Here is a 26,007-nt window from a genome sequence, read left to right as displayed (position 1 = left end):
CGATGACGCTACATATCGGCCTGTTGCTGTTTCCTCGCGTGCAGCAACTCGACATGACCGGCCCCTACGACGTGTTCGCGCACATGGCCGACACGAAGGTGCATCTCGTCTGGAAGACGCGCGAGCCCGTCCGGTCGAGCGCCGGCATGATCCTGACGCCCGACGTGACCTACGCGGATTGCCCCGCGCTCGATGTGCTGTGCGTGCCGGGCGGTTCAGGCGTCGGCGATCTGATGGAAGACGAGGAAACGCTCGCCTTCCTCCGCGAACAGGCGGCGGGCGCGCGCTACGTGACCTCGGTTTGCACCGGCTCGCTCGTGCTCGGCGCGGCGGGGCTTTTGCGCGGCAGGCGCGCAACGACGCACTGGGCGTATCACGATCTGCTCCCGGATTTGGGCGCGATTCCGGTGCACGAGCGCGTCGTGCGCGACGGCAACCTGTTCACGGGCGGCGGCATCACGGCGGGCATCGATTTCGCGCTGACGCTCGCGGCCGAACTCGTCGGCGAGCACGAAGCGCAGGCGATTCAATTGCAGATGGAATACGCGCCGGCGCCGCCGTTCGACTCGGGCGATCCGGCGCGCGCGCCCGCCGCGGTCGCGAACGATGTGCGCGAGCGTTGCGCGCCGTCGCTGGCCGCGCGCAGTGCGATCACGGCGCGTGTCGCGGAACGGCTGAAATCGCATGCTTAATTCAAAATGCGCTTTGGTCTCATGCATGCGAAATGCAAAACGCCAAATGACTAGAAGCGCTTTTGCATGAAGTAGCGCGGCTGACCCGCATGAAAATCCGCGAGTTCGCCGAAAAGCTCGTAACCACAGCGCGCGTAGAGGGCGCGCGCTGCGGGGTTGACCGTATCGAGCCACGCGGCGCGGCATCCTCGTTTTTTTGCTTCGCTTTCGGCGGCTTCGAGCGCGCGTGCGCCGAGTCCGGCGCCGCGCGCGTCCTCGCGTATCCACAGCCATTTCACGAAGAGCCAGTCCCACGCCGTGTAGCCTGCGAGCCCGCCCAGAAAGTCGTCATCGCGATAGAGCGACACCGCCAGATCGCGTTGATGGCTCGGCCCGAGTTGCGCGCGATTGAACGCGGCAAGCCCGCCCGCGACGTCGCGCTCGAACGTCGCGTCGATCCAGTCGGTGATGGCGAGCGTGACGCCGGCGTTCATCGACGCGTGAGCGATTACGCTGCCGGGGCAACCGATGCCCCCTTGATACCGTGCCGTGCAAGCGCAGCGGCGACGAAGCCCGAGCGCTTCACATCCTCCACGAAGTCGCGCAGATAAAGCGCGGCTTCGTCGCCGCGGCGCTTCGGCAAGCCCATCGCCTGCTGGATCACCATGAAGCGTCCGTCGAGCAGGCGCAGTCCGGGCGTGCGTGACGCGTCGGCTTCGAGTTGCTGCTTCACGCCCGCCGCAATTTCAAGACCGTCATGCAGGAATGCTTCGACGACGGCCTGCGACGACGCCGTGCGTACGATCTGCGCATGCTTGATCTCGCGCGTGAGAAAGAGGTCATACGCGCTGCCCTTGCCGACCATGATGCGATTGCCTTCGCGATCCACATCTTCATTGCGCGTGAGCGGCGATGCCTCGCGCACGAGATAACAGCCTTCGATCAGCACGTACGGCGCGGTGAACGCGATGCCCGCACCGCGCAGCGGATCGATCGCGAAGAAGCCGACGTCCGCGCTTTCGTTCGTGACGGCTTCGACCGATTCGGCGGCCCGGTCGAACGACGTGAAGGCGACAGGCACGCCGAGCCGCGACGCCAGCTCGCGCGCGATGTCCACCGATACGCCGCCCGGCTCGCCGCTGTCGGTGCGATGCGCGAGGATCGGATTGCCGAGATTGATCGACGCGCGCAGCGTGCCGGTCGGCGCGAAAGCGTTGAGCAAGGAAGAAGAAAGAGTCATGGTGTTGGTCGATGAGTTGAAGAGCATGGCGATACGAGCAATCCGATGCAGAATACGCGAACCGCAACCGCTCTGCCAAAGGAACGACATGCAACGCGAACGCATCGACAGCAGCGAAATCATTCGGCGTCTGAAGCTCGAGCCGCATCCCGAAGGCGGCTTCTTTCGCGAGACGTATCGCGCGAGCGGCAACGTCGTGCGCGAGAACGAACGCGAAACGCGTTCGGCGTCCACCGCGATCTACTTTTTGCTTTGCGATGGCGCGCATTCGGCATGGCATCGCATTCGCTCCGATGAAGTCTGGCACTTCTACGCAGGCGATCCGATCGACGTGCATGTGCTCAAAGCGAACCGAACGCTAGTCACGCATCGGCTCGGCAATGCGCTCGATCGTGCCGATGCCGTGTTTCAGACCGTCGTCGAAGCGGGCGACTGGTTCGCGGCGGAATGTCACGATAGAGAAGGCGTATCGCTCGTCGGCTGCACGGTGGCGCCGGGTTTCGAGTTCAGCGAGTTCGAACTGGCCGTGCCGGGCACGCTGGAGGCGCGCTATCCGCAACATCGCGAATTGATAGAGCGCCTGAACCCCGAAGTATGACGGTACGCACGCGAGTGCGGTTATCATCGCGCGCATCGTGGACAACAACACAAGGTCAGGCATGAGCGCAGTGCGCCGCGGGATTCAATCGATCGAAGTAGGCGGAGCGCTTTTGCGCGCGCTCGTGGACCACGGCGGCCCGATGCTGCTCGGCGATCTCGCGAAGAAAGCCGGCATGCCGTCGGCGAAGGCGCATCCTTATCTCGTGTCTTACGGCAATCTCGGCCTGATTCAGCAGGATCCCGCGACGGGCCGCTATGAACTCGGGCCGTTCGCGCTGCAAATGGGTCTGATCAGTCTGCAGCGCGTTGATCCGGTGCGCCTCGCGATTGCGGAAGTAGCGAACGTGACGCCCCGCATCGAGCATACCGTCGCGCTCGCGACTGCGGGCAGCTATGGACCGACCATCGTTCACATCCAGCAGGCGAGCGTGCCCATCCACGTCACGATGCGTACGGGCACGGTGATGTCGTTGCTGCAGACGGCGACGGGCCGCGCATTCGCGGCTTATCTGCCGCCGATGACCGTCGAAGCGCTCGTCGCCATCGAGCGTGCGGGCGCGTTGCAGGTCGGCGCGCAACGGCGCGACTACACGCGTGCGCAAACCGACGCGATGCTCGCCGAAGTGCGCGAGCACGGCATCGCGCGGGCGATCGACGAGCCCGTCGCGGGCATCAGCGCGATGAGCGCGCCGGTCTTCGATCACACGCGCAATATCGTGCTCGCGATCACGGCGATCGGCCCGAGCGGATCGTTCGACGGCGCGTGGAACGGCGACATGGCGACGGCGCTGCACGCGTGCGCGCAGCGCGTATCGAAGATGCTCGGCTTCGTCGCAGTCTGATCGAAGTCGCGCGATCAAACGGGGCGCCAGTGCCCCGGCATTCACTTTTCATCCTCTGAAGTCCATATGGGCTTTGCTGCGTTTGCACGCCGCATTCCCGTGAACGGGCGTACCTTGAAGAAACCGTAAGCGGATGCAAGCGCTCGTCCGTGGCATTCGGGTAAACCTAAATTCAACACTGTAAAACGGCTTGTACAATGATGAACAACTAACCGAAAGCGAAGTGATTCGCGCCCGAGCCGACCGAGTCCTGTCAGACGAAAGCGACTCGACGATGGAGACGACCGAATGTCCGTGAACTACGCCTCTCTGCGCTTCGACTATGAACGCGCGCCCGATCACGATGCGCCCGCGTCGTCGCCGTATCCCGTTGCGATAGTCGGCGCAGGTCCGGTCGGACTGGCCACGGCCATCGATCTCGCGCAGCAGGGCGTGCGTACCGTGCTGCTCGATAACGACGACACCGTGTCGAGCGGCTCGCGCGCGATCTGCTTCGCCAAGCGCACGCTGGAAATCTTCGATCGCCTGGGGTGCGGCGACAGGATGATCGAGAAGGGCGTGAGCTGGAATGTCGGCAAGGTATTTCTGCAGGATGAGCTTGTCTACACGTTCAATCTTCTGCCGGAAACCGGCCATTCGCGACCCGCGTTCATCAACCTGCAGCAGTACTACGTCGAAGGCTTTCTCGCCGAACGCGCGATGCAACTGGAGCCATTGCAACTGCGCTGGAAGAGCAACGTGACCGGCGTGACGCAGCACGAGGATCACGTCGAACTGCAAGTCGAAACGCCGGATGGCGCGTATCCGCTCAAGGCGCGCTACGTGGTGGCCGCCGATGGTTCTCGCAGCGCGATGCGCAAGCTTCTCGGTCTGGACAGCCACGGCCGCACGTTCAAGGACCGCTTCCTGATCGCCGACGTGAAGATGAAGGCGCCGTTCCCGACCGAACGCTGGTTCTGGTTCGATCCGCCGTTCCATCGCAATCAGTCGGTGCTGCTGCATCGTCAGCCGGACAATGTATGGCGCATCGATTTTCAGCTCGGCTGGGACGCGGACCCGGTCGCGGAAAAAGAGCCCGAGCGTGTGATTCCGCGCGTGAAGGCGTTGCTTGGCGAAGACGCCGAATTCGAACTCGAATGGGTGAGCGTCTACACGTTCTCCTGTTTGCGTATGGACGACTTCAGGCACGGACGCATCATCTTCGCGGGCGATTCCGCGCATGGCGTGTCGCCGTTCGGTGCGCGCGGCGCCAACAGCGGCGTGCAGGATGCGGACAATCTCGCTTGGAAACTGAAGCTGGTCGTGAACGGCGATGCGCCGCATACGCTGCTCGACACCTACGCATCCGAGCGCGAATACGCCGCCGACGAAAACATCCTCAACTCGACGCGCGCCACCGACTTCATCACGCCGAAGAGCGCCGTTTCGAGGCTCTTTCGCGATGCGACGCTCAATCTCGCGAGGGACTGCGCGTTCGCAAGACGCATGGCGAACAGTGGACGGCTCTCGGTGCCCGCGGTGCTGCGCGACTCGACACTCAATACGCCCGACAAGGAAGGCGACGCCTTCAATTGCGCGATGATTCCCGGCGCGCCGTGCGTCGATGCGCCCGTGCGCGTCGATGACCGCGACGCATGGCTGTTGCCGCAGACGCACGGCAGCGCATTCACGGGCATCTATTTCTGCGGGCTCGGACACGGCCCGGAAGTCTGCGCGCAAAGTCTGGCTGCTTTGTCGAACGGGCGGCTTCCGGTTCATGCGCTCGTCGTCGTGCCGCGAGGCATGATGTGTACCGTGCCCGGCGTGACGGTCGTGGAAGATGTGGAAGGCATGGTCGCGCATCGCTTCGACGCGCGACCCGGCACGTTCTATCTGCTGCGTCCCGATCAGCACGTATGCGCGCGCTGGCGTGCCTTCGATGCCGCATCGGTGACGGCTGCGGTCAAGCGTGCAACCTGCAACGGATGATGAATCGTATGAAGCTCAATCTCGAACTGAATATCGCCGATCACGATGCGTTCTACGAGCGCCTCATCGACACGCACAACGGCCTCTCCGACGAAGCCAGCCACATGCTCAACGCAAAGCTCGTGTTGCTGCTCGCGAATCACATCGGCGATAACGAAGTGTTGAAAGAAGCGCTCGCGATGGCGCGTCAGGGCCTCGCCGCGAACTAGTCGTTCAGCGCGATGCCCATGCGCTCGCAAATGAACGCGCCGATGCTCGCGATGTCGTTCAGATCGAGCTTCGGCAAGTTTGAATCGAGGGCGGCGGCATCATCGGTTGCGATTGCAACTATCTCTACATCGCTCTTGTAAAGCGGATCGCGGCCCGCCGAGGGCCGCACGACTTCGAGGCGCGGCATTGTTTCGCGCGCGAATCCTTCGACGATCACGAGGTCTGCGTCACTGAGTCGCGCGGCCAGTTCGCTCAGCGGCGGCTCTGCGTCGCCATTCAACTCGCGCACGATCGCATAGCGGTACGGCGATGCGATCAACACTTCTCCCGCGCCCGCGCGACGAAAGCGCGCGCTGTCCTTGCCGGGCGGTTCGAGCTCGATCGAATGATGACTGTGCTTGATGACGTTGACGGTGACGCCGCGTGCGCGCAGCCACGGCAGAAGCGCTTCGATCAACGTGGTCTTGCCTTGGCCCGAGCGGCCCGAGATGCCGAAGAGCGGCGGATGACGCGAGTTCATGCGCGAGTTCATGCGAATGGTCGGCTGATTGTTCTGGTTTCGATCAAGCGAGTTTAACGGCTCGATGGCGAGCGGGGAGAAATCGCGCTATCGTCGGGCATTGCCTTTGCGGCGGAACGCGTCGGCGCATAGCGGGTTTCCGACCCCGACGCCTGCCGCCTCAGTGATTCAAGGAACCGACATGGCCGAAGACAATCCCAGCACCGCTATCGCACCGCAGCAGTTTTCCATCGACGTGATGCTCGAAAAATACGCCAAGGGCGACGAGACTCGCGTCGACGATATTTATCGCCGCGTGGCGCGCGGTGTCGCGCGGGCCGAGCCTGAAGAAACGCGCGCGAAGATCGAAGCGGAGTTCGTCGATAACTTCAAGCGCGGCGCGCTAGGCGCGGGGCGCATCATGAGCGCGGCGGGCGCGGGCATCGATGCGACCCTCATCAACTGTTTCGTGCAGCCGGTCGGCGATGCGATACAGGGCGTCGATAGCAACGGCTTGCCGGGCATCTACGTCGCGCTGTTGCAAGCGGCCGAGACGATGCGTCGCGGCGGCGGCGTCGGCTATAACTTTTCCGCCATACGTCCGCGAGGCGCGCGTGTGCATTCAACCGGATCGGCGGCGTCAGGCCCATGCAGCTACATGGATGTATTCGATGCATCGTGCCGCACGGTCGAAAGCGCCGGCGCGCGGCGCGGTGCGCAAATGGGCATTCTCGACTGCACGCATCCCGATCTGCTCGAATTCATCGCGGCGAAGCACACGAAAGGACGCTGGAACAATTTCAACGTATCGATCGCGGTGACGGACGAGTTCATGCAGGCCGTCGCCGACGACGCGTCGTGGCAGCTCGTGCACAAGGCCGAGCCATCGCCCGCGCAACGCGCAGCCGCGGACATGCATCAGCGCGATGATGGCTTGTGGGTCTATCGCGAAGTGCAGGCGCGCGAAGTGTGGAACACGATCATGCGCTCGACCTACGATGTCGCGGAGCCGGGCGTCGTGTTCATGTCGCGCATGAACGATGACAACAACCTGCGCGCGATCGAGTCGATCCGCGCGACCAATCCATGCGGCGAGCAGCCGCTGCCCGCATACGGTTGCTGCAATCTCGGCCCGCTCAATCTCACGCGCTTCGTGCACGATCCGTTTGCGCAGATGCGTGGCGGCGCGCCGTCGTTCGACTGGGACGGCCTCGCGCGCACGACGCGCACCCAAGTGCGTTTTCTCGACGACGTGCTCGACGTCACGCTCTGGCCGCTCGAAGAACAGGCGCGCGAAGCGGCGGCGAAGCGGCGCATCGGCGTGGGCTTTACGGGCCTCGGCGATACGCTCGTGATGCTCGGTTTGCGCTATGACGCGCAGGCGGGCCGCGATTTCGCTACGCGCGTCGCACGCACGATGCGCGACGAAGCATATCGCGCATCCGTCGAGCTCGCGAAGGAGCGCGGCAAGTTTCCGCTTTTCGATGCGAAGCATTATCTGCAAGAGGGCACGTTCGCCTCGCGCTTGCCAGATGACATCAAGCGTGCGATTCGCGAGCACGGCATTCGCAACAGCCATCTGCTTTCGATCGCGCCGACAGGCACCGTGAGCCTCGCGTTCGCGGACAACGCATCGAATGGCATCGAGCCCGCGTTCTCGTGGACGTATCAGCGCACGAAGCGCATGGCCGACGGTTCGCGTCAGACCTTCGCTGTCGAAGATCACGCATACCGGCTGTATCGCGAGATGGGCGGCGATGTGAATGCGTTGCCCGACTACTTCGTGAGCGCGCTGGACATGTCCGCGCACGATCACATGGAAATGATGGCGGCGGTGCAGCCTTTCGTCGATACGTCGATCTCGAAGACCGTCAATGTGCCCGCCGATTATCCGTTCGACAAGTTTCAGGATCTCTATTTCGAAGCGTGGCGGCGCGGCTTGAAAGGGCTTGCAACGTATCGGCCCAACGAGACGCTGGGCGCGGTGCTGTCCGTCGCGCCTGCCGAAACGCCGAGCGATTCGCCGGACCCCGAGCTCGATCTCGATCCGTTGCGCATCGCGATCGATCATCGGCCCAAAGGAGAGCTGCCTGCGATCATCGAGAAGGTCGAGTATCTGACGCAGGCGGGCAAGAAGTCGCTCTATCTGGCGGTGTCGTTCATCGAAGTGACGGGGCGCATCGGCGGCGAGGACGTGACGATCGAACGGCCCATCGAGTTCTTCATTCCCACCGGGCAGCGCGACGAATCACAGCAATGGATCACGGCGACGATGCGTTCGATCTCGCTGGCCGCGCGCGGCGGCTTCGCGGCGCGCACGCTTCAGGACATGCGTAAAGTGTCGTGGGATCGCGGACAAGTGCGTCTCGGCGATGTCGAAAGGCTCGACGGACATCGCAGTCCGCGCTGGCACGATTCGGAAGTGGCCGCGCTAGCGTATGCGATCCAGCAGATTCTTCATCGACGCGGTTTTCTCGATGCAGAAGGCAACCAGGTACCGTCGCGCGTGCTTGCGCGCAAGGGCGCCGATCGCGCGCCGCATCCGGTAGCTGTAGCCGATGAACGCGATGACATATCCGAAGGTGCCGCGCAAGGCGAAATCGATCCACATAGCCTGCCCCTGATGCACGGCCGTAAATGTGCGACATGCTGCGCCAATGCAGTGATCCGCAAGGACGGCTGCGACTTCTGCACGGCATGCGGCGAAATCGGCGCGTGCGGTTGAGTTGAAAAAAAGGCGCGGGCATTCGTCCGCGCCTTCCTGTCACGCTCAATGCGAGCGTTCAGTGCTGTCCTGCTTCGTATCTTGTGCAACGCCCGGTTCATGCGCGCTGTGCTGCGTGAACGGATGCCACACCGGCGTGAGCGTTGGCAGTTCGTCGAGAAGCGAGAACTGATCGAGCGACGTGTTTTCGAACATGATGACCTCTTGATTCTTTTGCCGATCGCGCAATCAACGCGCGATCACGTTGCCTTGCGTCGCCGAGCCATTGGCGTATTCGACGATCCCGCGATTGCGCGCTTCCGCTTGCGCCGCATCGCGTGCGCGTTGATCGCTTTGCGCGGCGATGGCATCGCCCCACATGCTGCGATCCGGATACGTGTTGCGATTCAATGCCGGCAACGAGCCGTTCGAGTACGCGGCCGCGAGTTCGGCACGCACTTGCGCTCGTGTCTTGGGCGTATCGCTCGCATTGGCCTGAGTTTGCGTCTGAACCTGATACGTGCCTGCGTGGCCGATGCCCTGGCCGCTCTCCGCGAAAGCGGTCGTCGTGACGACGGCGGAGATGGCTGCGAGAGAAAACCCCGTGATGAGTTGTTTCATGCTTGCGACTCCTTTCATTCCGATGCAGCGTGCGGGCAAATGCGGATTGCATTCGGCGTTGAGCGTGCTGCGTTGGGATTGAATGTAGCCGCGCGATACCGGTGGATAAATGCCGTATCAGCGAATAGATTTATCGATTTCGGCGAATAATCGCGCAGAGGCTTGATGCGTGGGCGTTTGCAGGGCGCGCTAGGCAAGCTGCTTATGGAAGAACGTAGTCCCGCAGAGCGTGCCGTCGGGCATCAAGGCGTAGTTCGGCACGACGCCGACACGCTGCCATCCGGCGCGTTGGTAGAGACGTTCTGCATCGCCGCCGGTGACGGTATCGAGCACGAGAACGGACTTGCCGGCTGCACGCGCGGCATCGTCGGCGGCGCTCATCAGATGCTGTGCAATGCCGCGGCGTCTCGCGCGGCGCGCGACGAGCATCTTCGCGATATCGGCGCGATGCGGCTGATTTTCCGGCTGATCGATGACGACCTGCACCGTGCCGAGCACATGCCCGTCCGCGCTCTCTGCAACGAGCAGGATGCGTTCGTTGCGCACGACGCCATTGGCGACGCGCGTCCAGAATTCGACGGCGGTCGCGCGCGAAATAGGCAACATGAAACTGACCGACGCACCGCCTTCGACGCAATCGATGAGCACGTCCGCCAGCGCTTCGATATACCGCGTGACTTCATTCGCGCCGAGGCGGCGCACGGTAATCTCATTGTTCATGATTTGTTTTCCGTGGCCGCCTCTCGGCAGATGCTTAGCTATGCAACTATGTCCTCGGTGCCCGCGACTTCCGGCGTGCCATGCCGCACGATGGTCGGCGACGGCGTGCTCGTCGGCAGGCAGCGTTCCTCTGCATCCTTCTGACCTTGCAGCAACGGGCAGCGCTCGAACAACTCCGCGGCCCAGTCGACGAACACGCGCACCTTCGGCGACAGATGCCGGTTATGCGGATACACCGCGGAAATAGGCATCGGCAGCGGATTCCATTGCGGCAGCACTTCGATGAGCTCGCCCGCGCGCAGATGCGGCAGCGCCATGAAGCGCGGCACCTGGATGATGCCGACGCCCTTCAGGCCGCAGCTCAGATACGCTTCGGCGTCGTTCACCGCGATCATGCCGCGCATCTTCACTTCGATGGTTTCATCGTCGACGACGAAATCCATGTCCATGATGCGGCCCGTGCGGCTCGAAAAATAATTCACCGCCGTGTGATTTTGCAAATCGTCGATGGTTTTCGGCGTGCCGTTGCGTTCCAGATATTGGGGCGCGGCCACCGTCACGCCCTGAAACACGCCGATGCGGCGCGCGACGAGACTCGAATCCTGCAGCGTGCCCACGCGAATCACGCAATCGACGCCTTCCTGAATCAGATCGACCGGCTTGTCGCCGAAGCCCATCATCAGTTCGACTTCCGGATAGCGCGTGTGGAAATCGCATAGCTGCGGCATCACGATGAGCCGCCCGATCGCGCCGGGCATGTCCACGCGCAACTTGCCGTGCGGGCCCTTCCCGTTGTTCGAAAACGAGCCTTCCGCTTCTTCGATGTCCGCGAGGATGCGTACGCAGCGCTCGTAATACGCTGCGCCGTCCGGCGTGAGATTGAGCCTGCGCGTCGTGCGCTGAAGCAGCCGCACGTTCAGATGCGCTTCCAGATTCTGGATGATCGTCGTGACCGAGGCGCGCGGCAGATTGAGCGTGTCCGCTGCGCGGGAAAAGCTGTTGGTGTCGACGACGCGAGTGAAGACCTGCATTGCCTGAAGCCGATCCATGTTCTCTCACCTTCTTTACTTAGCGATGCAACTATTTAAGCGCGCGCTAAAGAATGACGGAAGAACAATCGCGAGGGATAACCACGATTGTTCGGTGCGACCGAATTGTGTTGCCGGATTATAGGCATTTATTAAAAAAGGCGCGGCCTCCAGAATTCGCAGCATCGCAACTTATGCGTGAAGGCCTTGCAGCATGGGCCTCGCACCGAGAATAACCATGGCAACACTGTTGGATCTGGAGTCGAGTCCGCGCTTGTGCATCGAAGATGTGCACATCACGGGACACGCGCAGCCGATCACGCTGCGCAGCTATCGTCCCGCATCGGACGGCACGATCCTGCCCATCGTTCTTTACTTCCACGGCGGCGGATTCATTCGCGGCGGACTCGACGACGCGGATATCGCAGCAGCGACGATCGCGCGCGATACACCCGCGTGGGTCGTGTCCGTCGGCTATTCGCTCGCGCCGAAGTTTCCGTTTCCCGCCGCGCCCGAAGACGGCTATCGCGCCGCGCAATGGGCCGTCGCGCATGCGCGTTCGCAGCGCGCGGACCCGCAGCGCATCGGCGTCGTGGGCCATGACGCGGGCGGCAATCTCGCGACCTGCGTCGCGGCCATCGCGCGCGATCGCGGCGATATTCGCATGTCCGCGCAAGCGCTGCTCGCGCCGTTGCTCGACCCGAGCATGACGCGCCTCGCCGACGAACGCAAAGTGCTGTGCCCCGATTTCGAAGCATGCGAATGCGCGCAGTGGTATCGCGCGTATCTGCCGAATCCGTCGCAACGTCTGCATCCGTACGCCGCGCCGCTCGAATCGCGACGTCTCGGCGGATTGCCGCCCGCGATGATCGCGAGCGCCGAGCACGATCTGCTGCATATCGAGGCCGAGAAATACGCGGGCGAATTGATCGCAGCGGGTGTGCCGACCGAAGTCACGCGTCATTGCAAGACCTCGCACCAGGCGCTCGCCGCGCATCCCGAAGCGCTCGCGGATGTCGTCGCGTTCTTCAGGAAGCGCCTCGCACGCGCGAAGTAAGCGCGAAAGATAACCGCAAGATTCGGCACGCCAGCCACGCATCACACAACAACAATCTCAACGCTAACCGGAGCCTTCACCATGTCATTCACTCGCAAACGCATCTACGCCGCGCTAGGCGCGGTGCTGATCGTCGCCGGCGCGGGCGGTTATACCGCCTTGCGCGGCCACGGCGATTCGGCGATCAACGAAGCCAAAGCCGCCGCGCACAGCCCGACTGCAACGGAAGTGGACGTCGCAGCGGTCGTGTCGAAGACCATCACCGACTGGCAAAGCTATTCGGGCAGGCTCGAAGCGGTCGATCACGTCGACATTCGTCCGCTCGTTCCCGGCACGATCGTCGCGGTGCATTTTAAGGACGGCCAGCTCGTGAAGAAGGGCGATGCGCTCTTTACGATCGATCCGCGTCCTTACGAAGCCGAAGTGGACCGCGCTCAGGCGCAGCTCGCGGCGGCGCAGGCGCGCAATGGTTATACGTCGACGGATGCGGCGCGCGCCGAACGTCTGCTCGCCGACAACGCGATCGCCAAGCGCGATTACGACGAGAAACAGAACGCTGCGCGCGAGGCCGTCGCCAACCTGAAGGCCGCGCAGGCTGCGCTCGAAGCCGCGAAGATCAATCTCGCGTACACGCATATCGTCGCGCCGGTGTCGGGCCGCGTGTCGCGCGCGGAACTTACTGTGGGCAACATCGTGTCGACGGGGGCGAACGCGCCTTTGCTCACGACGCTTGTTTCCGTATCGCCGATCTACGCATCCTTCGATGTCGATGAACAAACGTATCTGCGCTATCTCGGCCGCGATGCGGGCAGCACGGTGCCGGTGTCGCTCGGTCTCGCGAACGAAGATGGCTATTCGCGCGAAGGCGTCGTCGATTCCGTCGATAACCGGCTCGATACGACGTCCGGCACCATCCGCGTGCGTGCCCGCTTCAACAATCCCGACGGCACGCTCGTGCCCGGGCTCTATGCACGCGTGAAGGTCGGCGGCGGCTCGCCGCATCCGGCCGTGCTCGTGGAAGACGAAGCGATCGGCACCGATCAGGACAAGAAGTACGTGATGGTCGTCGACAAGGACAACCGCGTGCAGTATCGCGAAGTCACGCTGGGTCAGACGCATGAAGGCCTGCGCGTGATCTCGAAGGGTTTGCAGCCGGGCGAGCGCATCGTCGTCAACGGCCTGCAGCGCGTGCGTCCCAACGATGTGATCAAGGCCAACAACGTCGCGATGAATGACGACGACAAAGCGCCCGCCGTGAAGACGGCATCCGCACAGTGATGCGCGTCATCCGCAACAGACAGAACTCGTCATGAACATATCCAAATTTTTCATCGATCGCCCGATCTTTGCGGGCGTGCTATCGGTGGTCGTGCTGCTGGCGGGTGTCATCGCGATGTTCAAGCTGCCGATCTCCGAATATCCGGAAGTCGTGCCGCCTTCGGTCGTCGTGCATGCGCAGTATCCCGGCGCAAACCCGAAGGTGATCGCGGAGACCGTGGCCTCGCCGCTCGAAGAGCAGATCAACGGCGTCGAGGACATGCTCTACATGCAGTCGCAAGCGAACAGCGACGGCAATCTCACGACGACCGTAACGTTCAAGCTCGGCACCGATCCGGACAAGAACACGCAGCTCGTGCAGAACCGCGTGAACCAGGCATTGCCGCGTCTGCCGCAGGACGTGCAGCGTCTCGGCGTGACGACGATCAAATCGTCGCCGACGCTGACGATGGTCGTTCACCTCAATTCGCCCAACGGCCGTTACGACATGACGTATCTGCGCAATTACGCGCTGATCAACGTGAAGGACCGGCTCGAACGCATCGCGGGCGTGGGCGAAGTGCAGCTGTGGGGCTCGGGCGATTACTCGATGCGCGTGTGGCTCGATCCGCAAAAGGTCGCGCAGCGCGGCATGACCGCGACCGATGTCGTCAACGCGATCCGCGAGCAGAACGTGCAGGTCGCGGCGGGCGTGATCGGCGGATCGCCGACGCTGCCGAACGTGCCGCTGCAACTGAACGTGAATGCGCGCGGCCGCTTGCAGAACGAGTCGGAGTTTCGCGACATCGTGCTGAAGACGTCGCCCGATGGCGCGGTCACGCATCTCTCCGATGTCGCGCGCGTCGAGCTGGCTGCATCGGAATATGGTCTGCGTTCGTTGCTCGACAACAAGTCGGCAGTTGCAATCGCAATCAATCAGCAACCGGGCGCGAACTCGCTGCAGATTTCCGACGAAGTCCGCAAGACGATGAAGGAACTGAAGGCGGACATGCCCGCGGGTCTCGAATACGAGATCGTCTATGACCCGACACAGTTCGTGCGCTCCAGTATCGAAGCCGTGATTCACACGCTCGCTGAGGCGATCGCGCTGGTGGTGCTCGTCGTGATCGTGTTCCTGCAAACGTGGCGCGCGTCGATCATCCCGCTGCTCGCGGTGCCGGTGTCGATCGTCGGCACATTCTCGCTGCTGCTTGCATTCGGATTCTCGATCAACGCGTTGTCATTGTTCGGGATGGTGCTTGCGATCGGTATCGTCGTCGACGATGCGATCGTGGTCGTCGAGAACGTCGAGCGCAACATCGAAGCGGGGTTATCGGCGAGAGAAGCGACGTATCAGGCGATGCGCGAAGTGAGCGGGCCGATCATCGCGATTGCATTGACGCTCGTTGCCGTGTTCGTGCCGCTCGCGTTCATGTCGGGTCTCACGGGCCAGTTCTACAAGCAGTTCGCGATGACCATCGCCATCTCGACGGTGATCTCGGCCTTCAACTCGCTGACGCTGTCGCCGGCGCTCGCCGCGCTGCTGCTGAAAGGCCACGACGAGCCGAAGGACTGGCTCACGCGAGGCATGGACCGCGTGTTCGGCGGCTTCTTCCGCGGCTTCAACAAGGTCTTTCATCGCGGTTCGGATGCGTACGGCAAGGGCGTGAAGAGCGTCATCAACCGCAAGGCATTGATGATGGTCGTGTATGCCGTGCTGCTCGGCGGCGCGGTGCTGATGGGCAAGATCGTGCCGGGCGGCTTCGTGCCCGCGCAGGACAAGGAGTACCTCATCAGCTTCGCGCAGTTGCCGAACGGCGCATCGCTCGATCGCACGGAAGGCGTGATCCGTCAGATGTCGGATATCGCGCTGAAGCAGCCGGGCGTGGAAAGCGCGGTGGAGTTTCCGGGCTTGTCGGTGAATGGCTTCACGAACTCGTCGAGCGCGGGCATCGTGTTCGTCACGCTGAAGCCCTTCAAGGAGCGCGTGCATGACAAGGCGCTGTCCGCAGGCGCGATTGCCGGCGCGCTGAATCAGAAGTACGCGGGCATCAAGGGCTCGTTCATCGCCGTGTTCCCGCCGCCGCCGGTGCTCGGTCTCGGTACGCTCGGCGGCTTCAAGATGCAGCTCGAAGATCGCGGCGCGCTCGGCTATGCGGCACTCGCCGATGCGACCCAGGCGTTCATCAAGCGCGCATCGCAAACGCCCGAGCTTGGACCGACGTTCTCGAGCTATCAGATCAACGTGCCGCAATTGAACGTCGATCTGGATCGCGTGAAGGCGAAGCAGCTGGGCGTCTCGGTGACGGACGTGTTCGACACGATGCAGGTGTATCTCGGCTCGCTCTACGTGAACGACTTCAATCGCTTCGGACGCGTGTATCAGGTGCGCGTGCAGGCGGATGCGCCGTTCCGCGCGAATCCGGAAGACATCGGCTTGCTGAAGACGCGTAACGCGAATGGCGACATGGTGCCCTTGTCGTCGCTCGTGAAGGTGACGCCGACGTATGGTCCGGAGATGGTCGTGCGCTACAACGGCTATACCGCCGCCGATATCAACGGCGGTCCTGCGCCCGGCTATTCATCGGGCCAGGCGCAGGCGGCGGCGGAACGCATCGCGGCCGAAGTGCTGCCGCGCGGGATCAAGTTCGAATGGACCGATCTCACGTATCAGCAGATCCTCGCGGGCAACGCTGCGCTGTGGGTCTTCCCGATCAGCGTGCTGCTCGTGTTCCTCGTGCTCGCCGCGTTGTATGAAAGCCTGACGCTGCCGCTCGCGGTCATTCTGATCGTGCCGATGAGTATTTTGTCCGCGCTGGTCGGCGTATGGCTCACCGATGGCGACAACAACATCTTCACGCAGATCGGTTTGATGGTGCTCGTGGGCTTGTCGGCGAAGAACGCGATTCTGATCGTCGAGTTCGCACGCGAACTGGAGATGCAAGGCCGCACGATCGTGCAGGCCGCGATCGAAGCGAGCCGCCTGCGTTTGCGCCCGATTCTGATGACGTCCATCGCGTTCATCATGGGTGTGGTGCCGCTCGTGCTGTCGACGGGCGCGGGTTCGGAAATGCGTCATGCAATGGGCGTGGCGGTGTTCTTCGGCATGTTGGGCGTGACGCTCTTCGGCCTGATGCTGACGCCGGTGTTCTACGTGATCCTGCGCAAGCTCTCGCGCACCGAGCACGTAACGGACAAGCACGGCACGCATCCGCAGATGCGCGGTATTGGTGCTTCGGTCGAAGCGCAGTGAGGGGAATGATGAATAAGCTGCATGTTTTATCGAGTCTGATGGCGTCGTTGTTGCTGGTCGCGGGCTGCTCGCTCGCGCCGACCTACGAGAAGCCCGACGTCAATGCGCCGTCCGCCTACAAGGAAACGCCGCAAAAGACGCTCGATGCATCGGAAGCGGGTACGTGGAAGACCGCGCAGCCGTCCGAAGAGATGATGCGGGGCGAATGGTGGACGATCTTCGACGACGCCACGCTCAACGATCTGGAAAAGCAGGCGCAGGACGCGAACCAGAACCTGAAGGCGGCGGCCGCGCGCGTGAAGGAAGCGCGCGCGATCAACCAGACGGCGCGGGCGGGCTTGTTCCCGACGCTCGATGCGGGCTTCGGCCCGACGCGCGAGAAGTTCTCGCCGGCATCGCAGTTCCTGCCCGCCGATGGCAACGTGCCTGCGCAAACGCTGTGGCGCGCGCAGGCGAGCGTGTCGTATGAAGTCGATCTGTTCGGCCGCGTGTCGAACTCGGTGCAAGCCGCGAACGCGGACACGCAGCAAAGCGAGGCGTTGTTCCGTTCGGTGCAGTTGGCATTGCAGGCTGACGTCGCGCAGAACTACTTCAATCTGCGCGAGCTCGATGCGGAAAGCGATGTCTTCACGCGCACCGTGCAGCTACGCGAGGAAGCGTTGAAGCTCGTGCAACGCCGCTACACCGAAGGCGATATCAGCGAACTCGACGTGGCCCGCGCGAAGTCCGAGCTTGCGACAGCGCGTTCGGATGCGATGACGGTGCAACGTCTGCGCGCGGCATCGGAACATAGTCTCGCGGTATTGCTCGGCAAGTCGCCCGCCGAATTCACGATGGCCGCGAATCCGCTCAAGCCGGTAACGGTGCGCGTGCCGCCCGGTTTGCCTTCGGCGCTGCTCGAACGTCGTCCCGATGTCGCGGCGGCGGAACGCGCGATGGCTGCGGCCAACGCGCGTATCGGCGTGGCGAAGGCGGCGTTCTTCCCGTCGCTCACGTTGACGGGCTCGGGCGGCTTCGAATCCGCGACGCTCGGCGATCTCTTCAAGTGGTCGAGCCGCACGTTCCTGCTCGGGCCGTTCGCGGGTACGGCGCTGAATATCCCGATCTTCGATGGCGGCCGTCGCAAGGGCAATCTCGCGAATGCGCGCGCGATATATGAAGAGGATTCGGCGAACTATCGTCAGCAGGTGCTCGTTGCGTTCCGCGAGGTCGAGGACAATCTGTCGGATCTGCGCATCCTCGAAGATCAGACCGCGACGCAGGACGATGCAGTGAAGGCGTCGGTGCGTGCCGCGCAGTTGTCGCGCACGCAGTACACCGAAGGCGCGGTAAATTATCTCGACGTGATCGATGCGGAGCGCACCGTATTGCAGACGCAGCGCGCCTCGGTGCAGTTGCGGGGCACGCAGGCGGTATCGACGGTGAATTTGATCCGCGCACTGGGCGGCGGCTGGGGCGATGCGAAGCCCACGCCGGTGCCCGAGCCGAGTCTCGCGCAGAAGTAGCATGAAGATGGCCCTGCATCGCGCAGGGCCATTTTTTCTCGGGGCGCGCATCGATGACAGCTCGATTGTTCGCCTCCCGGAACATATGTCTTCACCTGCGGGGCGTTTATCCGCACGGCTCGAATCCATAGAATTCCAATCATGGGATAGGGAGCCGATGATGAAAGACTTGATCGCAAAACAACTGTATCAGCCGGCGGTGGTGTTGCCACTGCTACTGTTGACGCGCCTGATGGTCACGCTCGACTTCAATCTCGCGCAAGTCATGTTCGTAATGGTATTGAGAGGTTCGCAGCACGCATATCAGTTCGCGCTGCGTCATGCGGTTTCGCGTCAGCGCAATGGCGCGAGCGTGAAGCATCTGCCCTGCAACAACTGCTGCTGACGCGCGCCGCGCTATCGACCTCAATACACTTCGGGAACGTACATCTCATCCGGCACGGGCTGGCGCAAATAATCGGGATTGAACACGCGGTCGGGCAGTTCGATCGGCGGATGCTCGACATCGTGATACGGCACCTGACTCAGCAAGTGATGAATGCAGTTCAGGCGCGCACGTTTCTTGTCGACGGCATGCACGACCCACCACGGCGCTTCGGGAATGTGCGTGCGCTGAAGCATCACTTCCTTGGCTGCCGTGTAGGCCTCCCATCGGCGGCGGCTCTCCAGGTCCATCGGGCTCAGTTTCCACTGCTTCAAAGGATCTTCGATACGCGCCTGGAAGCGCACTTCCTGTTCGTCGTCGGTGATCGAGAACCAGTACTTCACGATCTGAATGCCGCTTCGCACGAGCATCTTCTCGAACTCGGGAACCGAGCGGAAGAATTCCTCATACTCTTCGTCCGTGCAGAAGTTCATCACGCGCTCGACGCCCGCGCGGTTATACCAGCTTCGATCGAACAGCACGATCTCGCCCGCCGCCGGCAAATGCGACACGTAGCGCTGGAAATACCATTGCGTGCGCTCGCGATTGTTCGGCGCGGGCAGGGCGGCCACGCGGCACACGCGCGGATTCAGCCGTTGCGTGATGCGCTTGATCGCGCCGCCTTTGCCCGCCGCATCGCGTCCCTCGAACAGCACCACGAGCCGATGCCCCTCGTGCACGACCCAGTCCTGCAGCTTCACGAGTTCGCCTTGCAAGCGAAACAGCTCGCGAAAATAGGTCTTGCGTAACTGACGCTCTTCATCGGAGAAAGTCGATTCGCCGTCCAGGAAGCGATCGTCGATCTCCATCTCGAACTCTTCGTCGTAGCTGTCGATGATGTCGGCGTGGAAACGGCGCTGCTTTTCCGTCGTGTTCATGAGGGGCTCCGTGGCGTTCTTGGGCTGCCGCCGTCGCGATGACGGTCGCGGCGCGGGACGGCCGATTGTGACGACATTCGATGGCAGTCACATGACAGCGGCTGATTCGTTCATTCTAGCGAGCGATTCGCTGCTTTATGACGCGGCGTCGCGCGCCGTTAGAATGTTCCGGCACTTCGATGGCATTTTGAAGTTCGATTTCATCTTCCCCATATCAAGCGAGCGAACGCGATGACCGCAACGATCCATAGTTTCGACGAAGCTCAAACCGCGCGCCTCGTGCCGTATGACCGGCTTGTCGACACCCTCGCCGCGACGATGCTCGATTACGCGGCGGGACGCATCGTGAGTCCAGAGCGCATGGTGGTGCCGATCGAAGGCGGCGTGATGTTGTCGATGCCCGCGAGCGCCGCCGATCTCGCGATGCACAAGCTCGTGAACGTTTGCGCGGGCAACGGCGCGCTCGGCCTGCCGACGATCCACGGTCAGGTGACCGCCTACGATGCCATGACGGGCGTGCCGCAATTCATGCTCGATGGCCCGACGGTGACGGGCCGGCGCACGGCGGCGGTATCGATGCTCGCGATCCGCGCGCTTCACGATGCCGCGCCGCGCGAGGTGCTCGTCATCGGTACGGGCAAGCAGGCTGCGTATCACGTCGAGGCGCTCGCCGCTATTTATCCCGATGCGCGCATCGTCGTGCAAGGCTCGCGTCCCGGGCGCGCGCGCGAGTTCTGTGCGGCGCATGCATCGCTTTCGAAGCAGCTTGCCGCGCTCGACGAGTCCACGATTCCCGATTCGATCGATGTCGTCATCGCCGCGACCACGAGCAAGACGCCGGTCTATACGTTGCCCGCGCGCGCGGGCCGCCTCGTGATCGGCGTGGGCGCATTCACCGCCGATGCCGCCGAGATCGCCGCCGCGACCGTGCATGCAAGCGCGCTTTACGTCGACGACCCTGCGGGCGCGCGTCACGAAGCAGGCGATTTCATTCTCGCGAGCGTCGAATGGAACGATGTGCACGCATTGGCGCTCGCGCTCGCGGCGCCGTCCAAAGCCGTTGATGCATTGCAACCGGTGATGTTCAAATCGGTCGGCTGCGCGGCTTGGGATCTTGCGGCATGTCGCGTCGCGCGTGCGGTTTTGTCGGAGGAAAGCGTCGCGGCGCGCTAGGCCGTGCAAGGGGAACGCCAGCTTGGAACGGTACTTGCTGTAAGTCTCTTTAATGACAGAGACGCCATAAGCGTCACATGACAAACGGCGCCAAGGTGCGCCACAGCAATCGAGCCAGCGAACTAACCCATGAAAAGTCGATACGACAGCAAGTGGCACCCGTGGATTCCGGCGCGCGACGACGGACGTGAGGGCGCGGGTGGCGCGGCGGACGGGGAACGCCAGACGACTCCGCATGCGAGCGCGGCGCCGCCTGCGGCTTATTTCATCTCGGTTCTTGAGCTTGCGACGGGCGAGAAACTCGGCAATGACGAGCGTCTGCGCGCCGTCGCGATGCTGGAATCGCAATTCGGTGCGGGGCGTCCGCGCACGCTGAAGGAAGCGGTGCGAATCTGCGCGGCGGCGATCGATTCATCGACGCTGCAGCGCATGGCGCGCGGCGCAAAGGCCTAGAACACGTCTGAAAAGACAGCTTCGGCGAAGCGCGTTTTTTCACACGTGTGTAAAACGCGCGTGCTCGCCGAAAAGTGCGCGAACGTTCGGTTGCGCCTTGACCGCTCTATTTGACGGTCTGAATGACTTCGAAGCCCTCGAATTCCGGATGACCGAGATAAAGCTGGCGCGTCTCACCGCCGGCATTGCGATGCGCGGCGCGAAACGCGTCCGAACGCGTCCAGTCTTCGAAGGCTGCCTGATTCGCCCATATCGTATGGCTCGAATACAGAACGTGATCGTCTTTCACCGGCCCTTTGAGCAGATGAAACTCGACGAACCCGGGCACATCCTTCAGATGCGTATCGCGGCTCGTCCACAGACGTTCGAAGTCGGCTTCGGCGCCGGGCACGATCTTGAAGCGGTTCATGGCGATATACATGTCGATGCGGTTCCTTCGAAGTAGTGACTCGATTGAGCGGATAAGAACGATCAGTCGCGCCCGAGTTCGACGATGGTCGTGAAGCCGCCGAAGAACATGCGTTGAGGATCGAACGGCGTCTCGCCGGATTCCATCATCGTTTTGAGGCGCGGGTCTTCCATCACTTTGGCGTTGACGCTATCGCGCTGCTCGCGCGATTCGTAGACGATATACGAGAACGCGACGGTCTCGCCTTCCTTCATCTGCACGCTCTGTGGAAACGATGTGAGCTTGCCGGGCTTCACGTCGTCGGCGATGGTTTCCACGAACTCCAGTGCGCCGTGTTCCAGCCAGATCTTGCCGGCGGCTTCGGCCATGCGGCGATAAGCGTCGACCTTGTCGATCGGTACGGGTACGACGAATCCATCCACGTAATGCGCCATCTGAGTCTCCTGGTTGAGTCGAACGCGCACCGCGCACGCGATGCGCTGTCTGCTTTGAGCTATTCGTATGGAGCGAAGTTCAGGGCGGTCCACGTATCGGCGGGCGACGCGCGTTCCAGCACCGTGGACGAGAGCGGCGCGGAGTTCATCCCATAGATCGATGTGAGCGGCAGGCGAAGCGCATGCGCGAGCGCCACTTTCACGACGATCGCATGCGTCACGACGATGCAGCGCCCCGCGTCGAGCCGGTCGATCGAAGCGAAGCCCTCGGCGACGCGCGCGGCGAGCATGGCGACGCTTTCGCCGCCGTGCGAACGCGCATCGGGATCCGCGAGCCATGCAGCGACATGTTCCGGTTCGCGCTCGCCCGTTTCGCGTATCGAATGCCCGCGCCAGCGGCCATAGTCGATGTCGTCGAACGCGGGAACGATCTCGAATGCATCCGCGATCCACGCCGCCGTTTCACGCGCGACGCGCGCGGGACTCGCAATCACGCGCGTGTCGGGCAAGGCGTGCAATGACGCGAGCTGCGCGCGCGCATCGCGCTCGGGAGGTTCGTCGCCGGTGGGAAAGTGCCCGGTTTTCATCGCGCGCGTGGCGGCGTGACAGAGAAGAATGAGTTCCAAGGCAGGTGGCGGTCGAATCGGAATCGTTTTACTTTGCAGCGGATCATCATAGAATGGCAAGCTTGCAGTGCGAGGAAGCCGGTGCAAACCCGGCACGGTCGCGCCACTGTGTGCGGTACGTCAACGCGAAAGCGCGGCGCCGCGAGTCAGACCCCGCTGCATGCTCTTCGTCAATCGGGACGCGCTTTTCCCTGGAGAACCACCATGAATGCTTCCAACGCGCCGGTCTTTTCCGCTCCGGTTTCCCCGTCACTCGATGCACCCGTGCCCATTCCGGTGCGTGAAGTGTTGCCGTGGGCCGTCTTCATCGGCCTCATTCTGCTGATCGCAATCTATTTCGTCGGCGCCGAACAGGGCGCGACGTCGATTTTCTCGGGCACGTACGTCCACGAATTCGTGCATGACGGCCGGCATTTGCTCGGCTTTCCGTGCCACTGAGGAAGCATCATGATTCGCACTTTGCTGATACGCGGCATGATCGCGGGACTGGTCGCGGGCCTGATCGGCTTCGGCTTCGCGCGTGCGTTCGGTGAACCGTCGGTGGCACGCGCCATCGCGTTCGAGGAACAGCACGAGCATGAACACGAACATGAGCACGGTCATGCCGATGCGGCTGCCACGCCAGCGCATTCGCACGATCACGGCGACGAAGCGCTCGTGTCTCGCGATACGCAAGCGGGCCTCGGCCTTCTGACCGGCGTCGCCGTGTTCGGCACCGCGCTCGGCGGTCTCTTCTCGCTCGTGTTCGCGTTTGCTTATGGACGGCTCGGCGCGTTGCGCGCGCGCGGCACGTCGGCATTGCTCGCGCTGTTCGGCTTCGTGAGCGTCGCCATCGTGCCGTTCCTCAAGTACCCGCCCAATCCGCCCGCTGTCGGCAATGCCGAGACCATCGGGCCGCGCACGGCGCTTTTCTTCGGCATGGTGGCGATTTCCATCGCGGCTGCCGTCTTCGCCGTGCGCTTGCAGCGGCGCATGGTGGCGCGGCATGGCGGGTGGAACGCGACGCTCATCGCGGCGGCTGCGTATATCGTCGTGATCGTGGCGGCGCAGGTCGCGCTGCCGTCCGTCGATGAAGTGCCCGCGGATTTCTCCGCTTCGCTGCTGTGGAATTTCCGCGTGGCCGCTATCGGCATGCAGGCGCTGTTATGGACGACGCTCGGTCTCGTGTTCGGTGCGCTCGCAGCGCGTGAACTCGAGCGGCCGGCGGTGAGAAGAATGGCTGCGGCGTAAGCGGTTCGGCGTCGCTCATGAAGCCCGCGCTTCGTCAGGAACGCGGGCTTTTCGTTTGCTCTTTCGCCGCACGACGCTTGAGCAATTCATCGAACAGATCGAGCTTCGCGGCATCGTCCATCGATCTGAAGGTCTTGATTTCCTCGCGGCTTCGGAAGCAGCCGAGGCACAGGCCCGTTTCCTGATCGAGCTTGCAGACATCGGTGCATGGCGAGCCGATGGGTTCCTGCGCTTTCGCGCGTTCGATGGTGAAAGCGAGATCGTCTTGCGTCGTTGTCATAGTGATTCGCCGCGAAAGAGCGCAGCGGCCGCGGCCGGATTCGACGGCCAGTAAGCGTGCATGTAAGTGGCCGACACCGAACCATGCCGATAGAGCGCTTCGCCTTCGGTGCCGGTCGTGGCATGAGCGGCCTTGAGCGCCGGCTGCATCGGCGTGTCGAGCGTCGAGTAGTGGAATGTGTGACCCGTCATCGCGCCATGCGTCGTGTCGATGCGCTGCATCGCGAGGCGCGACAGCTTGCGTTGCATCGCCGCGTCGCCGGGAAGGATGCCGAGCATCGCATGCCGCGTGCCTTCGATGTCGGTCAGCGTGTCGAGCAGATACAGCATGCCGCCGCATTCCGCGACCAAGGGCTTCGCTCGCTCGACGTGCGCAACGACCGATGCACGCGCGCGTTCGTTCGAAGCGAGCGCCGCGGCATGCAGTTCGGGATAGCCGCCGGGAAGATAGAGCGCGTCGGCATCGTGCGGCGCGGGTTCGTCGGCGAGCGGAGAAAACGTGCTAATGCGCGCGCCCATGGCGATGAGCACATCGACATTCGCCGGATACACGAACGAGAACGCCGCATCGCGAGCGATGGCGATATGCGCGCCGTCGAGCAGACGCGGCGGCGCGGGCAGCGTCGCATCGTCGAAATGAACGGGCGGCGGAAGATCGGCGAGCGTCGTTTGCGCGATTGCATCGGCGGCGCGGTCGAGCCGTGCGTCGAGGCCCGCGACTTCATCGGGCTGCGTGAGACCGAGATGACGCTCGGGCAAGGCGATATCGTCCGCATTCGACAGATGGCCGCAATAACGCAAGTCGACGGGGATAGTCTCCGACAACATCTGCGCATGACGCGCCGATGCAACGCGATTCGCGAGCACGCCATGAAAGGGCACATCTTCGCGATAACGCGCGAGCCCGAACGCGATGGCGCCGAACGTCTGCGCCATGCCGTGCGCGCCGATCACCGCGAGCACCGGTACGTTGAACGTGGCGGCCAGATCGGCGCTGCTCGGCGTGCCGTCGAAGAGACCCATCACGCCTTCGATGAGAATGAGATCGGCCTCGCGCGCGGCCTTGGCGAGCAACGCGCGGCACGCATCGAGCCCGACCATCGACAGATGCAGCGAATAAACGGGCGCGCCGCATGCGCGTTCGAGAATCATCGGATCGAGAAAATCCGGGCCGGTCTTGAACACGCGTACCGTCAGGCCTCGGCGCGCGTGATGACGCGCAAGCGCCGCCGTCACCGTGGTCTTGCCTTGATGCGACGCACTCGCGCCGATGAAGAGAGCGGGGCAGTCGGGCATCGCTCAGAACTCGACGCCGCGTTGCGCTTTCACGCCTTGCTCGCGATACGGATGCTTCACGAGCCGCATTTCCGTGACGAGATCGGCAAGTTCGATCAACGCATCGGGCGCGTGGCGACCGGTCACGACGACATGCAGCATCGCGGGCCGCGCCTTCAGCACGTCGAGCACTTCATCGAGCGGCAGATACTCGTACTTGAGCACGGTGTTGAGTTCGTCGAGCACGACCATCTGATATTCGCCGCTCTCGATCATGCGGCGCGCTTCGTTCCAGCCCTTGCGCGCGGTGGCCATGTCGGCTTCGCGATTCTGCGTGTTCCAGGTGTAGCCATCTCCCATGGTGACGAAATCGCAATGCGCGATTGCGCCGAGGAAATCGCGCTCCGATGTATGCAGCGCGCCCTTGATGAACTGCACGACGCCGAGCTTCATGCCGTGTCCGAGCACGCGCACCGCCATGCCGAACGCGGCCGTTGTCTTGCCCTTGCCGTTGCCGGTATTCACGATCAAAAGGCCTTTCTCGTGATCGGCGGCGGCCTGCTTTTTCTCGTGGCCTTCCTTGCGGCGCTGGGTCATGCGCAGATGCGATTCGGTATCGGTTTTCACGGGAGCTCCAGAGAAAGACGGCCG

At 62.9% G+C, this 26,007-nt stretch carries 29 protein-coding genes and 1 riboswitch; of the genes, 15 read left to right on the top strand and 14 right to left on the bottom strand.

Annotation, left to right across the window (positions count from 1 at the left end):
• The first annotated feature begins 2 nt into the window (after positions 1 to 2).
• Entirely contained in the window at positions 3 to 692 is a 690-nt protein-coding gene (locus tag QCE58_RS27375) for a DJ-1/PfpI family protein (RefSeq protein ID WP_250521734.1), read from the top strand.
• Positions 693 to 742: 50 nt separating this feature from the next.
• Here QCE58_RS27375 and QCE58_RS27370 read toward each other — a convergent pair whose 3' ends face one another.
• Both QCE58_RS27370 and QCE58_RS27365 read right to left on the bottom strand, forming a co-directional pair.
• Positions 743 to 1,165, bottom strand: coding sequence for an N-acetyltransferase (locus tag QCE58_RS27370; RefSeq protein WP_008353060.1), 423 nt, complete (start codon positions 1,163 to 1,165; stop codon positions 743 to 745).
• A 14-nt stretch (positions 1,166 to 1,179) separates the two neighbouring features.
• A complete protein-coding gene (locus QCE58_RS27365; RefSeq protein ID WP_250521733.1) occupies positions 1,180 to 1,911 on the bottom strand; it encodes an ABC transporter substrate-binding protein in 732 nt (243 codons plus the stop codon).
• Positions 1,912 to 1,999: 88 nt separating this feature from the next.
• Here QCE58_RS27365 and QCE58_RS27360 point away from each other — a divergent pair, with 88 nt between their 5' ends.
• The 4 genes from QCE58_RS27360 (at position 2,000) to QCE58_RS27345 (ending at position 5,530) form a co-directional block, all read left to right on the top strand.
• Positions 2,000 to 2,509: a cupin domain-containing protein gene (locus QCE58_RS27360; protein ID WP_250456845.1), complete on the top strand. Its 510-nt coding sequence runs from the start codon at positions 2,000 to 2,002 to the stop codon at positions 2,507 to 2,509.
• Between the two features lie 61 nt (positions 2,510 to 2,570).
• Entirely contained in the window at positions 2,571 to 3,353 is a 783-nt protein-coding gene (locus tag QCE58_RS27355) for an IclR family transcriptional regulator (RefSeq protein ID WP_250521732.1), read from the top strand.
• A gap of 288 nt (positions 3,354 to 3,641) precedes the next feature.
• Entirely contained in the window at positions 3,642 to 5,321 is a 1,680-nt protein-coding gene (locus tag QCE58_RS27350) for an FAD-dependent oxidoreductase (protein WP_250521731.1), read from the top strand.
• Positions 5,322 to 5,329: 8 nt separating this feature from the next.
• Positions 5,330 to 5,530 (top strand): DUF2783 domain-containing protein, encoded by a 201-nt coding sequence (locus QCE58_RS27345; protein WP_033537076.1) that lies wholly within the window; start codon positions 5,330 to 5,332, stop codon positions 5,528 to 5,530.
• Here QCE58_RS27345 and mobB read toward each other — a convergent pair.
• The gene (gene mobB, locus QCE58_RS27340; protein ID WP_008353068.1) at positions 5,527 to 6,051 is read right to left on the bottom strand and encodes a molybdopterin-guanine dinucleotide biosynthesis protein B; all 525 of its coding nucleotides are present in this window, start codon (positions 6,049 to 6,051) and stop codon (positions 5,527 to 5,529) included. The two genes, QCE58_RS27345 and mobB, sit on opposite strands and share 4 nt — an antisense overlap.
• Positions 6,052 to 6,232: 181 nt before the next feature.
• On the opposite strand from mobB, the gene QCE58_RS27335 reads away from it, so the two are divergent.
• Complete coding sequence (locus QCE58_RS27335) at positions 6,233 to 8,755, top strand: adenosylcobalamin-dependent ribonucleoside-diphosphate reductase (RefSeq protein WP_250521730.1); 2,523 nt, start codon at positions 6,233 to 6,235, stop codon at positions 8,753 to 8,755.
• Positions 8,756 to 8,800: 45 nt separating this feature from the next.
• Here QCE58_RS27335 and QCE58_RS27330 read toward each other — a convergent pair whose 3' ends face one another.
• The 4 genes from QCE58_RS27330 to QCE58_RS27315 all read right to left on the bottom strand — a co-directional run bounded on the left by QCE58_RS27330 (position 8,801) and on the right by QCE58_RS27315 (position 11,124).
• Positions 8,801 to 8,950: a hypothetical protein gene (locus tag QCE58_RS27330; protein WP_239294398.1), complete on the bottom strand. Its 150-nt coding sequence runs from the start codon at positions 8,948 to 8,950 to the stop codon at positions 8,801 to 8,803.
• Positions 8,951 to 8,983: 33 nt separating this feature from the next.
• Complete coding sequence (locus tag QCE58_RS27325) at positions 8,984 to 9,355, bottom strand: DUF4148 domain-containing protein (RefSeq protein WP_008353071.1); 372 nt, start codon at positions 9,353 to 9,355, stop codon at positions 8,984 to 8,986.
• Positions 9,356 to 9,544: 189 nt separating this feature from the next.
• Positions 9,545 to 10,075, bottom strand: a complete 531-nt coding sequence (locus QCE58_RS27320; protein WP_008353072.1) for a GNAT family N-acetyltransferase — start codon at positions 10,073 to 10,075, stop codon at positions 9,545 to 9,547.
• Between the two features lie 38 nt (positions 10,076 to 10,113).
• The gene (locus QCE58_RS27315; RefSeq protein WP_008353073.1) at positions 10,114 to 11,124 is read right to left on the bottom strand and encodes a LysR family transcriptional regulator; all 1,011 of its coding nucleotides are present in this window, start codon (positions 11,122 to 11,124) and stop codon (positions 10,114 to 10,116) included.
• Between the two features lie 217 nt (positions 11,125 to 11,341).
• Here QCE58_RS27315 and QCE58_RS27310 point away from each other — a divergent pair, with 217 nt between their 5' ends.
• The 5 genes from QCE58_RS27310 (at position 11,342) to QCE58_RS27290 (ending at position 18,560) form a co-directional block, all read left to right on the top strand.
• A complete protein-coding gene (locus QCE58_RS27310; protein ID WP_008353075.1) occupies positions 11,342 to 12,160 on the top strand; it encodes an alpha/beta hydrolase in 819 nt (272 codons plus the stop codon).
• Between the two features lie 81 nt (positions 12,161 to 12,241).
• The gene (locus QCE58_RS27305) at positions 12,242 to 13,438 is read left to right on the top strand and encodes an efflux RND transporter periplasmic adaptor subunit (protein ID WP_175979449.1); all 1,197 of its coding nucleotides are present in this window, start codon (positions 12,242 to 12,244) and stop codon (positions 13,436 to 13,438) included.
• Between the two features lie 31 nt (positions 13,439 to 13,469).
• Positions 13,470 to 16,670, top strand: a complete 3,201-nt coding sequence (locus tag QCE58_RS27300; RefSeq protein WP_008353078.1) for an efflux RND transporter permease subunit — start codon at positions 13,470 to 13,472, stop codon at positions 16,668 to 16,670.
• 5 nt (positions 16,671 to 16,675) lie between these two features.
• Positions 16,676 to 18,175, top strand: coding sequence for an efflux transporter outer membrane subunit (locus tag QCE58_RS27295; protein WP_033537058.1), 1,500 nt, complete (start codon positions 16,676 to 16,678; stop codon positions 18,173 to 18,175).
• Between the two features lies 1 nt (position 18,176).
• Positions 18,177 to 18,560, top strand: coding sequence for a hypothetical protein (locus tag QCE58_RS27290; RefSeq protein WP_308196618.1), 384 nt, complete (start codon positions 18,177 to 18,179; stop codon positions 18,558 to 18,560).
• Between the two features lie 20 nt (positions 18,561 to 18,580).
• Here the strand turns inward: QCE58_RS27290 and ppk2 are convergent, their stop codons facing one another.
• Positions 18,581 to 19,477 (bottom strand): polyphosphate kinase 2, encoded by an 897-nt coding sequence (gene ppk2 / locus QCE58_RS27285; RefSeq protein ID WP_008353084.1) that lies wholly within the window; start codon positions 19,475 to 19,477, stop codon positions 18,581 to 18,583.
• A gap of 231 nt (positions 19,478 to 19,708) precedes the next feature.
• Between ppk2 and lhpI the strand changes: the two genes are divergently transcribed.
• Together lhpI and QCE58_RS27275 are read left to right on the top strand one after the other, a co-directional pair.
• Positions 19,709 to 20,650 carry a bifunctional Delta(1)-pyrroline-2-carboxylate/Delta(1)-piperideine-2-carboxylate reductase gene (gene lhpI, locus QCE58_RS27280; RefSeq protein ID WP_250521729.1) on the top strand — a complete coding sequence of 314 codons (942 nt, stop codon included), beginning with the start codon at positions 19,709 to 19,711 and terminating at the stop codon, positions 20,648 to 20,650.
• A 129-nt stretch (positions 20,651 to 20,779) separates the two neighbouring features.
• Positions 20,780 to 21,103, top strand: a complete 324-nt coding sequence (locus QCE58_RS27275) for a hypothetical protein (RefSeq protein WP_008353089.1) — start codon at positions 20,780 to 20,782, stop codon at positions 21,101 to 21,103.
• Between the two features lie 106 nt (positions 21,104 to 21,209).
• Here QCE58_RS27275 and QCE58_RS27270 read toward each other — a convergent pair whose 3' ends face one another.
• Genes QCE58_RS27270 through QCE58_RS27260 form a run of 3 tightly spaced genes read right to left on the bottom strand, consistent with a single transcriptional unit; the run spans position 21,210 to position 22,572 of the window.
• On the bottom strand, positions 21,210 to 21,524 hold the full coding sequence (locus QCE58_RS27270; protein ID WP_008353090.1) for an antibiotic biosynthesis monooxygenase: 315 nt from the start codon (positions 21,522 to 21,524) through the stop codon (positions 21,210 to 21,212).
• 50 nt (positions 21,525 to 21,574) lie between these two features.
• Entirely contained in the window at positions 21,575 to 21,946 is a 372-nt protein-coding gene (locus QCE58_RS27265; RefSeq protein ID WP_034471935.1) for a DUF1428 domain-containing protein, read from the bottom strand.
• 59 nt (positions 21,947 to 22,005) lie between these two features.
• Complete coding sequence (locus tag QCE58_RS27260) at positions 22,006 to 22,572, bottom strand: histidine phosphatase family protein (RefSeq protein ID WP_250521728.1); 567 nt, start codon at positions 22,570 to 22,572, stop codon at positions 22,006 to 22,008.
• A gap of 22 nt (positions 22,573 to 22,594) precedes the next feature.
• Positions 22,595 to 22,745, top strand: a riboswitch (cobalamin riboswitch).
• 31 nt (positions 22,746 to 22,776) lie between these two features.
• On the opposite strand from QCE58_RS27260, the gene QCE58_RS27255 reads away from it, so the two are divergent.
• Complete coding sequence (locus QCE58_RS27255) at positions 22,777 to 23,010, top strand: CbtB-domain containing protein (RefSeq protein WP_034471940.1); 234 nt, start codon at positions 22,777 to 22,779, stop codon at positions 23,008 to 23,010.
• A gap of 9 nt (positions 23,011 to 23,019) precedes the next feature.
• Positions 23,020 to 23,802, top strand: a complete 783-nt coding sequence (locus QCE58_RS27250) for a CbtA family protein (protein WP_175979445.1) — start codon at positions 23,020 to 23,022, stop codon at positions 23,800 to 23,802.
• A gap of 34 nt (positions 23,803 to 23,836) precedes the next feature.
• On the opposite strand, the gene QCE58_RS27245 is transcribed toward QCE58_RS27250, so the two are convergent.
• From QCE58_RS27245 to cobO, 3 genes are read right to left on the bottom strand one after another with little or no spacing between them, the layout of a single operon-like run.
• Complete coding sequence (locus tag QCE58_RS27245; protein WP_008353096.1) at positions 23,837 to 24,082, bottom strand: DUF1289 domain-containing protein; 246 nt, start codon at positions 24,080 to 24,082, stop codon at positions 23,837 to 23,839.
• Entirely contained in the window at positions 24,079 to 25,377 is a 1,299-nt protein-coding gene (locus tag QCE58_RS27240; RefSeq protein ID WP_250521727.1) for a cobyrinate a,c-diamide synthase, read from the bottom strand. The genes QCE58_RS27245 and QCE58_RS27240 overlap by 4 nt, the downstream gene beginning before the upstream one ends.
• Positions 25,378 to 25,380: 3 nt before the next feature.
• A complete protein-coding gene (cobO, locus tag QCE58_RS27235) occupies positions 25,381 to 25,983 on the bottom strand; it encodes a cob(I)yrinic acid a,c-diamide adenosyltransferase (RefSeq protein WP_175979443.1) in 603 nt (200 codons plus the stop codon).
• Positions 25,984 to 26,007 lie beyond the last annotated feature (24 nt).

It is taken from the genome of Caballeronia sp. LZ028 (assembly GCF_031451415.1).
GTDB lineage: Bacteria > Pseudomonadota > Gammaproteobacteria > Burkholderiales > Burkholderiaceae > Caballeronia > Caballeronia zhejiangensis.
Note: the sequence above shows the minus strand (reverse complement) of the source record. Positions and strands in the feature narration are given on the sequence as shown.

Excerpts from the sequence above, each read along its gene's own strand:
- QCE58_RS27375 (WP_250521734.1), top strand. The coding sequence starts at position 3 with ATGACGCTACATATCGGCCTGTTGCTGTTTCCTCGCGTGCAGCAACTC.
- QCE58_RS27370 (WP_008353060.1), bottom strand. The coding sequence starts at position 1,165 with ATGAACGCCGGCGTCACGCTCGCCATCACCGACTGGATCGACGCGACG.
- QCE58_RS27365 (WP_250521733.1), bottom strand. The coding sequence starts at position 1,911 with ATGACTCTTTCTTCTTCCTTGCTCAACGCTTTCGCGCCGACCGGCACG.
- QCE58_RS27360 (WP_250456845.1), top strand. The coding sequence starts at position 2,000 with ATGCAACGCGAACGCATCGACAGCAGCGAAATCATTCGGCGTCTGAAG.
- QCE58_RS27355 (WP_250521732.1), top strand. The coding sequence starts at position 2,571 with ATGAGCGCAGTGCGCCGCGGGATTCAATCGATCGAAGTAGGCGGAGCG.
- QCE58_RS27350 (WP_250521731.1), top strand. The coding sequence starts at position 3,642 with ATGTCCGTGAACTACGCCTCTCTGCGCTTCGACTATGAACGCGCGCCC.
- QCE58_RS27345 (WP_033537076.1), top strand. The coding sequence starts at position 5,330 with ATGAAGCTCAATCTCGAACTGAATATCGCCGATCACGATGCGTTCTAC.
- mobB (WP_008353068.1), bottom strand. The coding sequence starts at position 6,051 with ATGAACTCGCGTCATCCGCCGCTCTTCGGCATCTCGGGCCGCTCGGGC.
- QCE58_RS27335 (WP_250521730.1), top strand. The coding sequence starts at position 6,233 with ATGGCCGAAGACAATCCCAGCACCGCTATCGCACCGCAGCAGTTTTCC.
- QCE58_RS27330 (WP_239294398.1), bottom strand. The coding sequence starts at position 8,950 with ATGTTCGAAAACACGTCGCTCGATCAGTTCTCGCTTCTCGACGAACTG.
- QCE58_RS27325 (WP_008353071.1), bottom strand. The coding sequence starts at position 9,355 with ATGAAACAACTCATCACGGGGTTTTCTCTCGCAGCCATCTCCGCCGTC.
- QCE58_RS27320 (WP_008353072.1), bottom strand. The coding sequence starts at position 10,075 with ATGAACAATGAGATTACCGTGCGCCGCCTCGGCGCGAATGAAGTCACG.
- QCE58_RS27315 (WP_008353073.1), bottom strand. The coding sequence starts at position 11,124 with ATGGATCGGCTTCAGGCAATGCAGGTCTTCACTCGCGTCGTCGACACC.
- QCE58_RS27310 (WP_008353075.1), top strand. The coding sequence starts at position 11,342 with ATGGCAACACTGTTGGATCTGGAGTCGAGTCCGCGCTTGTGCATCGAA.
- QCE58_RS27305 (WP_175979449.1), top strand. The coding sequence starts at position 12,242 with ATGTCATTCACTCGCAAACGCATCTACGCCGCGCTAGGCGCGGTGCTG.
- QCE58_RS27300 (WP_008353078.1), top strand. The coding sequence starts at position 13,470 with ATGAACATATCCAAATTTTTCATCGATCGCCCGATCTTTGCGGGCGTG.
- QCE58_RS27295 (WP_033537058.1), top strand. The coding sequence starts at position 16,676 with ATGATGAATAAGCTGCATGTTTTATCGAGTCTGATGGCGTCGTTGTTG.
- QCE58_RS27290 (WP_308196618.1), top strand. The coding sequence starts at position 18,177 with ATGAAGATGGCCCTGCATCGCGCAGGGCCATTTTTTCTCGGGGCGCGC.
- ppk2 (WP_008353084.1), bottom strand. The coding sequence starts at position 19,477 with ATGAACACGACGGAAAAGCAGCGCCGTTTCCACGCCGACATCATCGAC.
- lhpI (WP_250521729.1), top strand. The coding sequence starts at position 19,709 with ATGACCGCAACGATCCATAGTTTCGACGAAGCTCAAACCGCGCGCCTC.
- QCE58_RS27275 (WP_008353089.1), top strand. The coding sequence starts at position 20,780 with ATGAAAAGTCGATACGACAGCAAGTGGCACCCGTGGATTCCGGCGCGC.
- QCE58_RS27270 (WP_008353090.1), bottom strand. The coding sequence starts at position 21,524 with ATGTATATCGCCATGAACCGCTTCAAGATCGTGCCCGGCGCCGAAGCC.
- QCE58_RS27265 (WP_034471935.1), bottom strand. The coding sequence starts at position 21,946 with ATGGCGCATTACGTGGATGGATTCGTCGTACCCGTACCGATCGACAAG.
- QCE58_RS27255 (WP_034471940.1), top strand. The coding sequence starts at position 22,777 with ATGAATGCTTCCAACGCGCCGGTCTTTTCCGCTCCGGTTTCCCCGTCA.
- QCE58_RS27250 (WP_175979445.1), top strand. The coding sequence starts at position 23,020 with ATGATTCGCACTTTGCTGATACGCGGCATGATCGCGGGACTGGTCGCG.
- QCE58_RS27245 (WP_008353096.1), bottom strand. The coding sequence starts at position 24,082 with ATGACAACGACGCAAGACGATCTCGCTTTCACCATCGAACGCGCGAAA.
- QCE58_RS27240 (WP_250521727.1), bottom strand. The coding sequence starts at position 25,377 with ATGCCCGACTGCCCCGCTCTCTTCATCGGCGCGAGTGCGTCGCATCAA.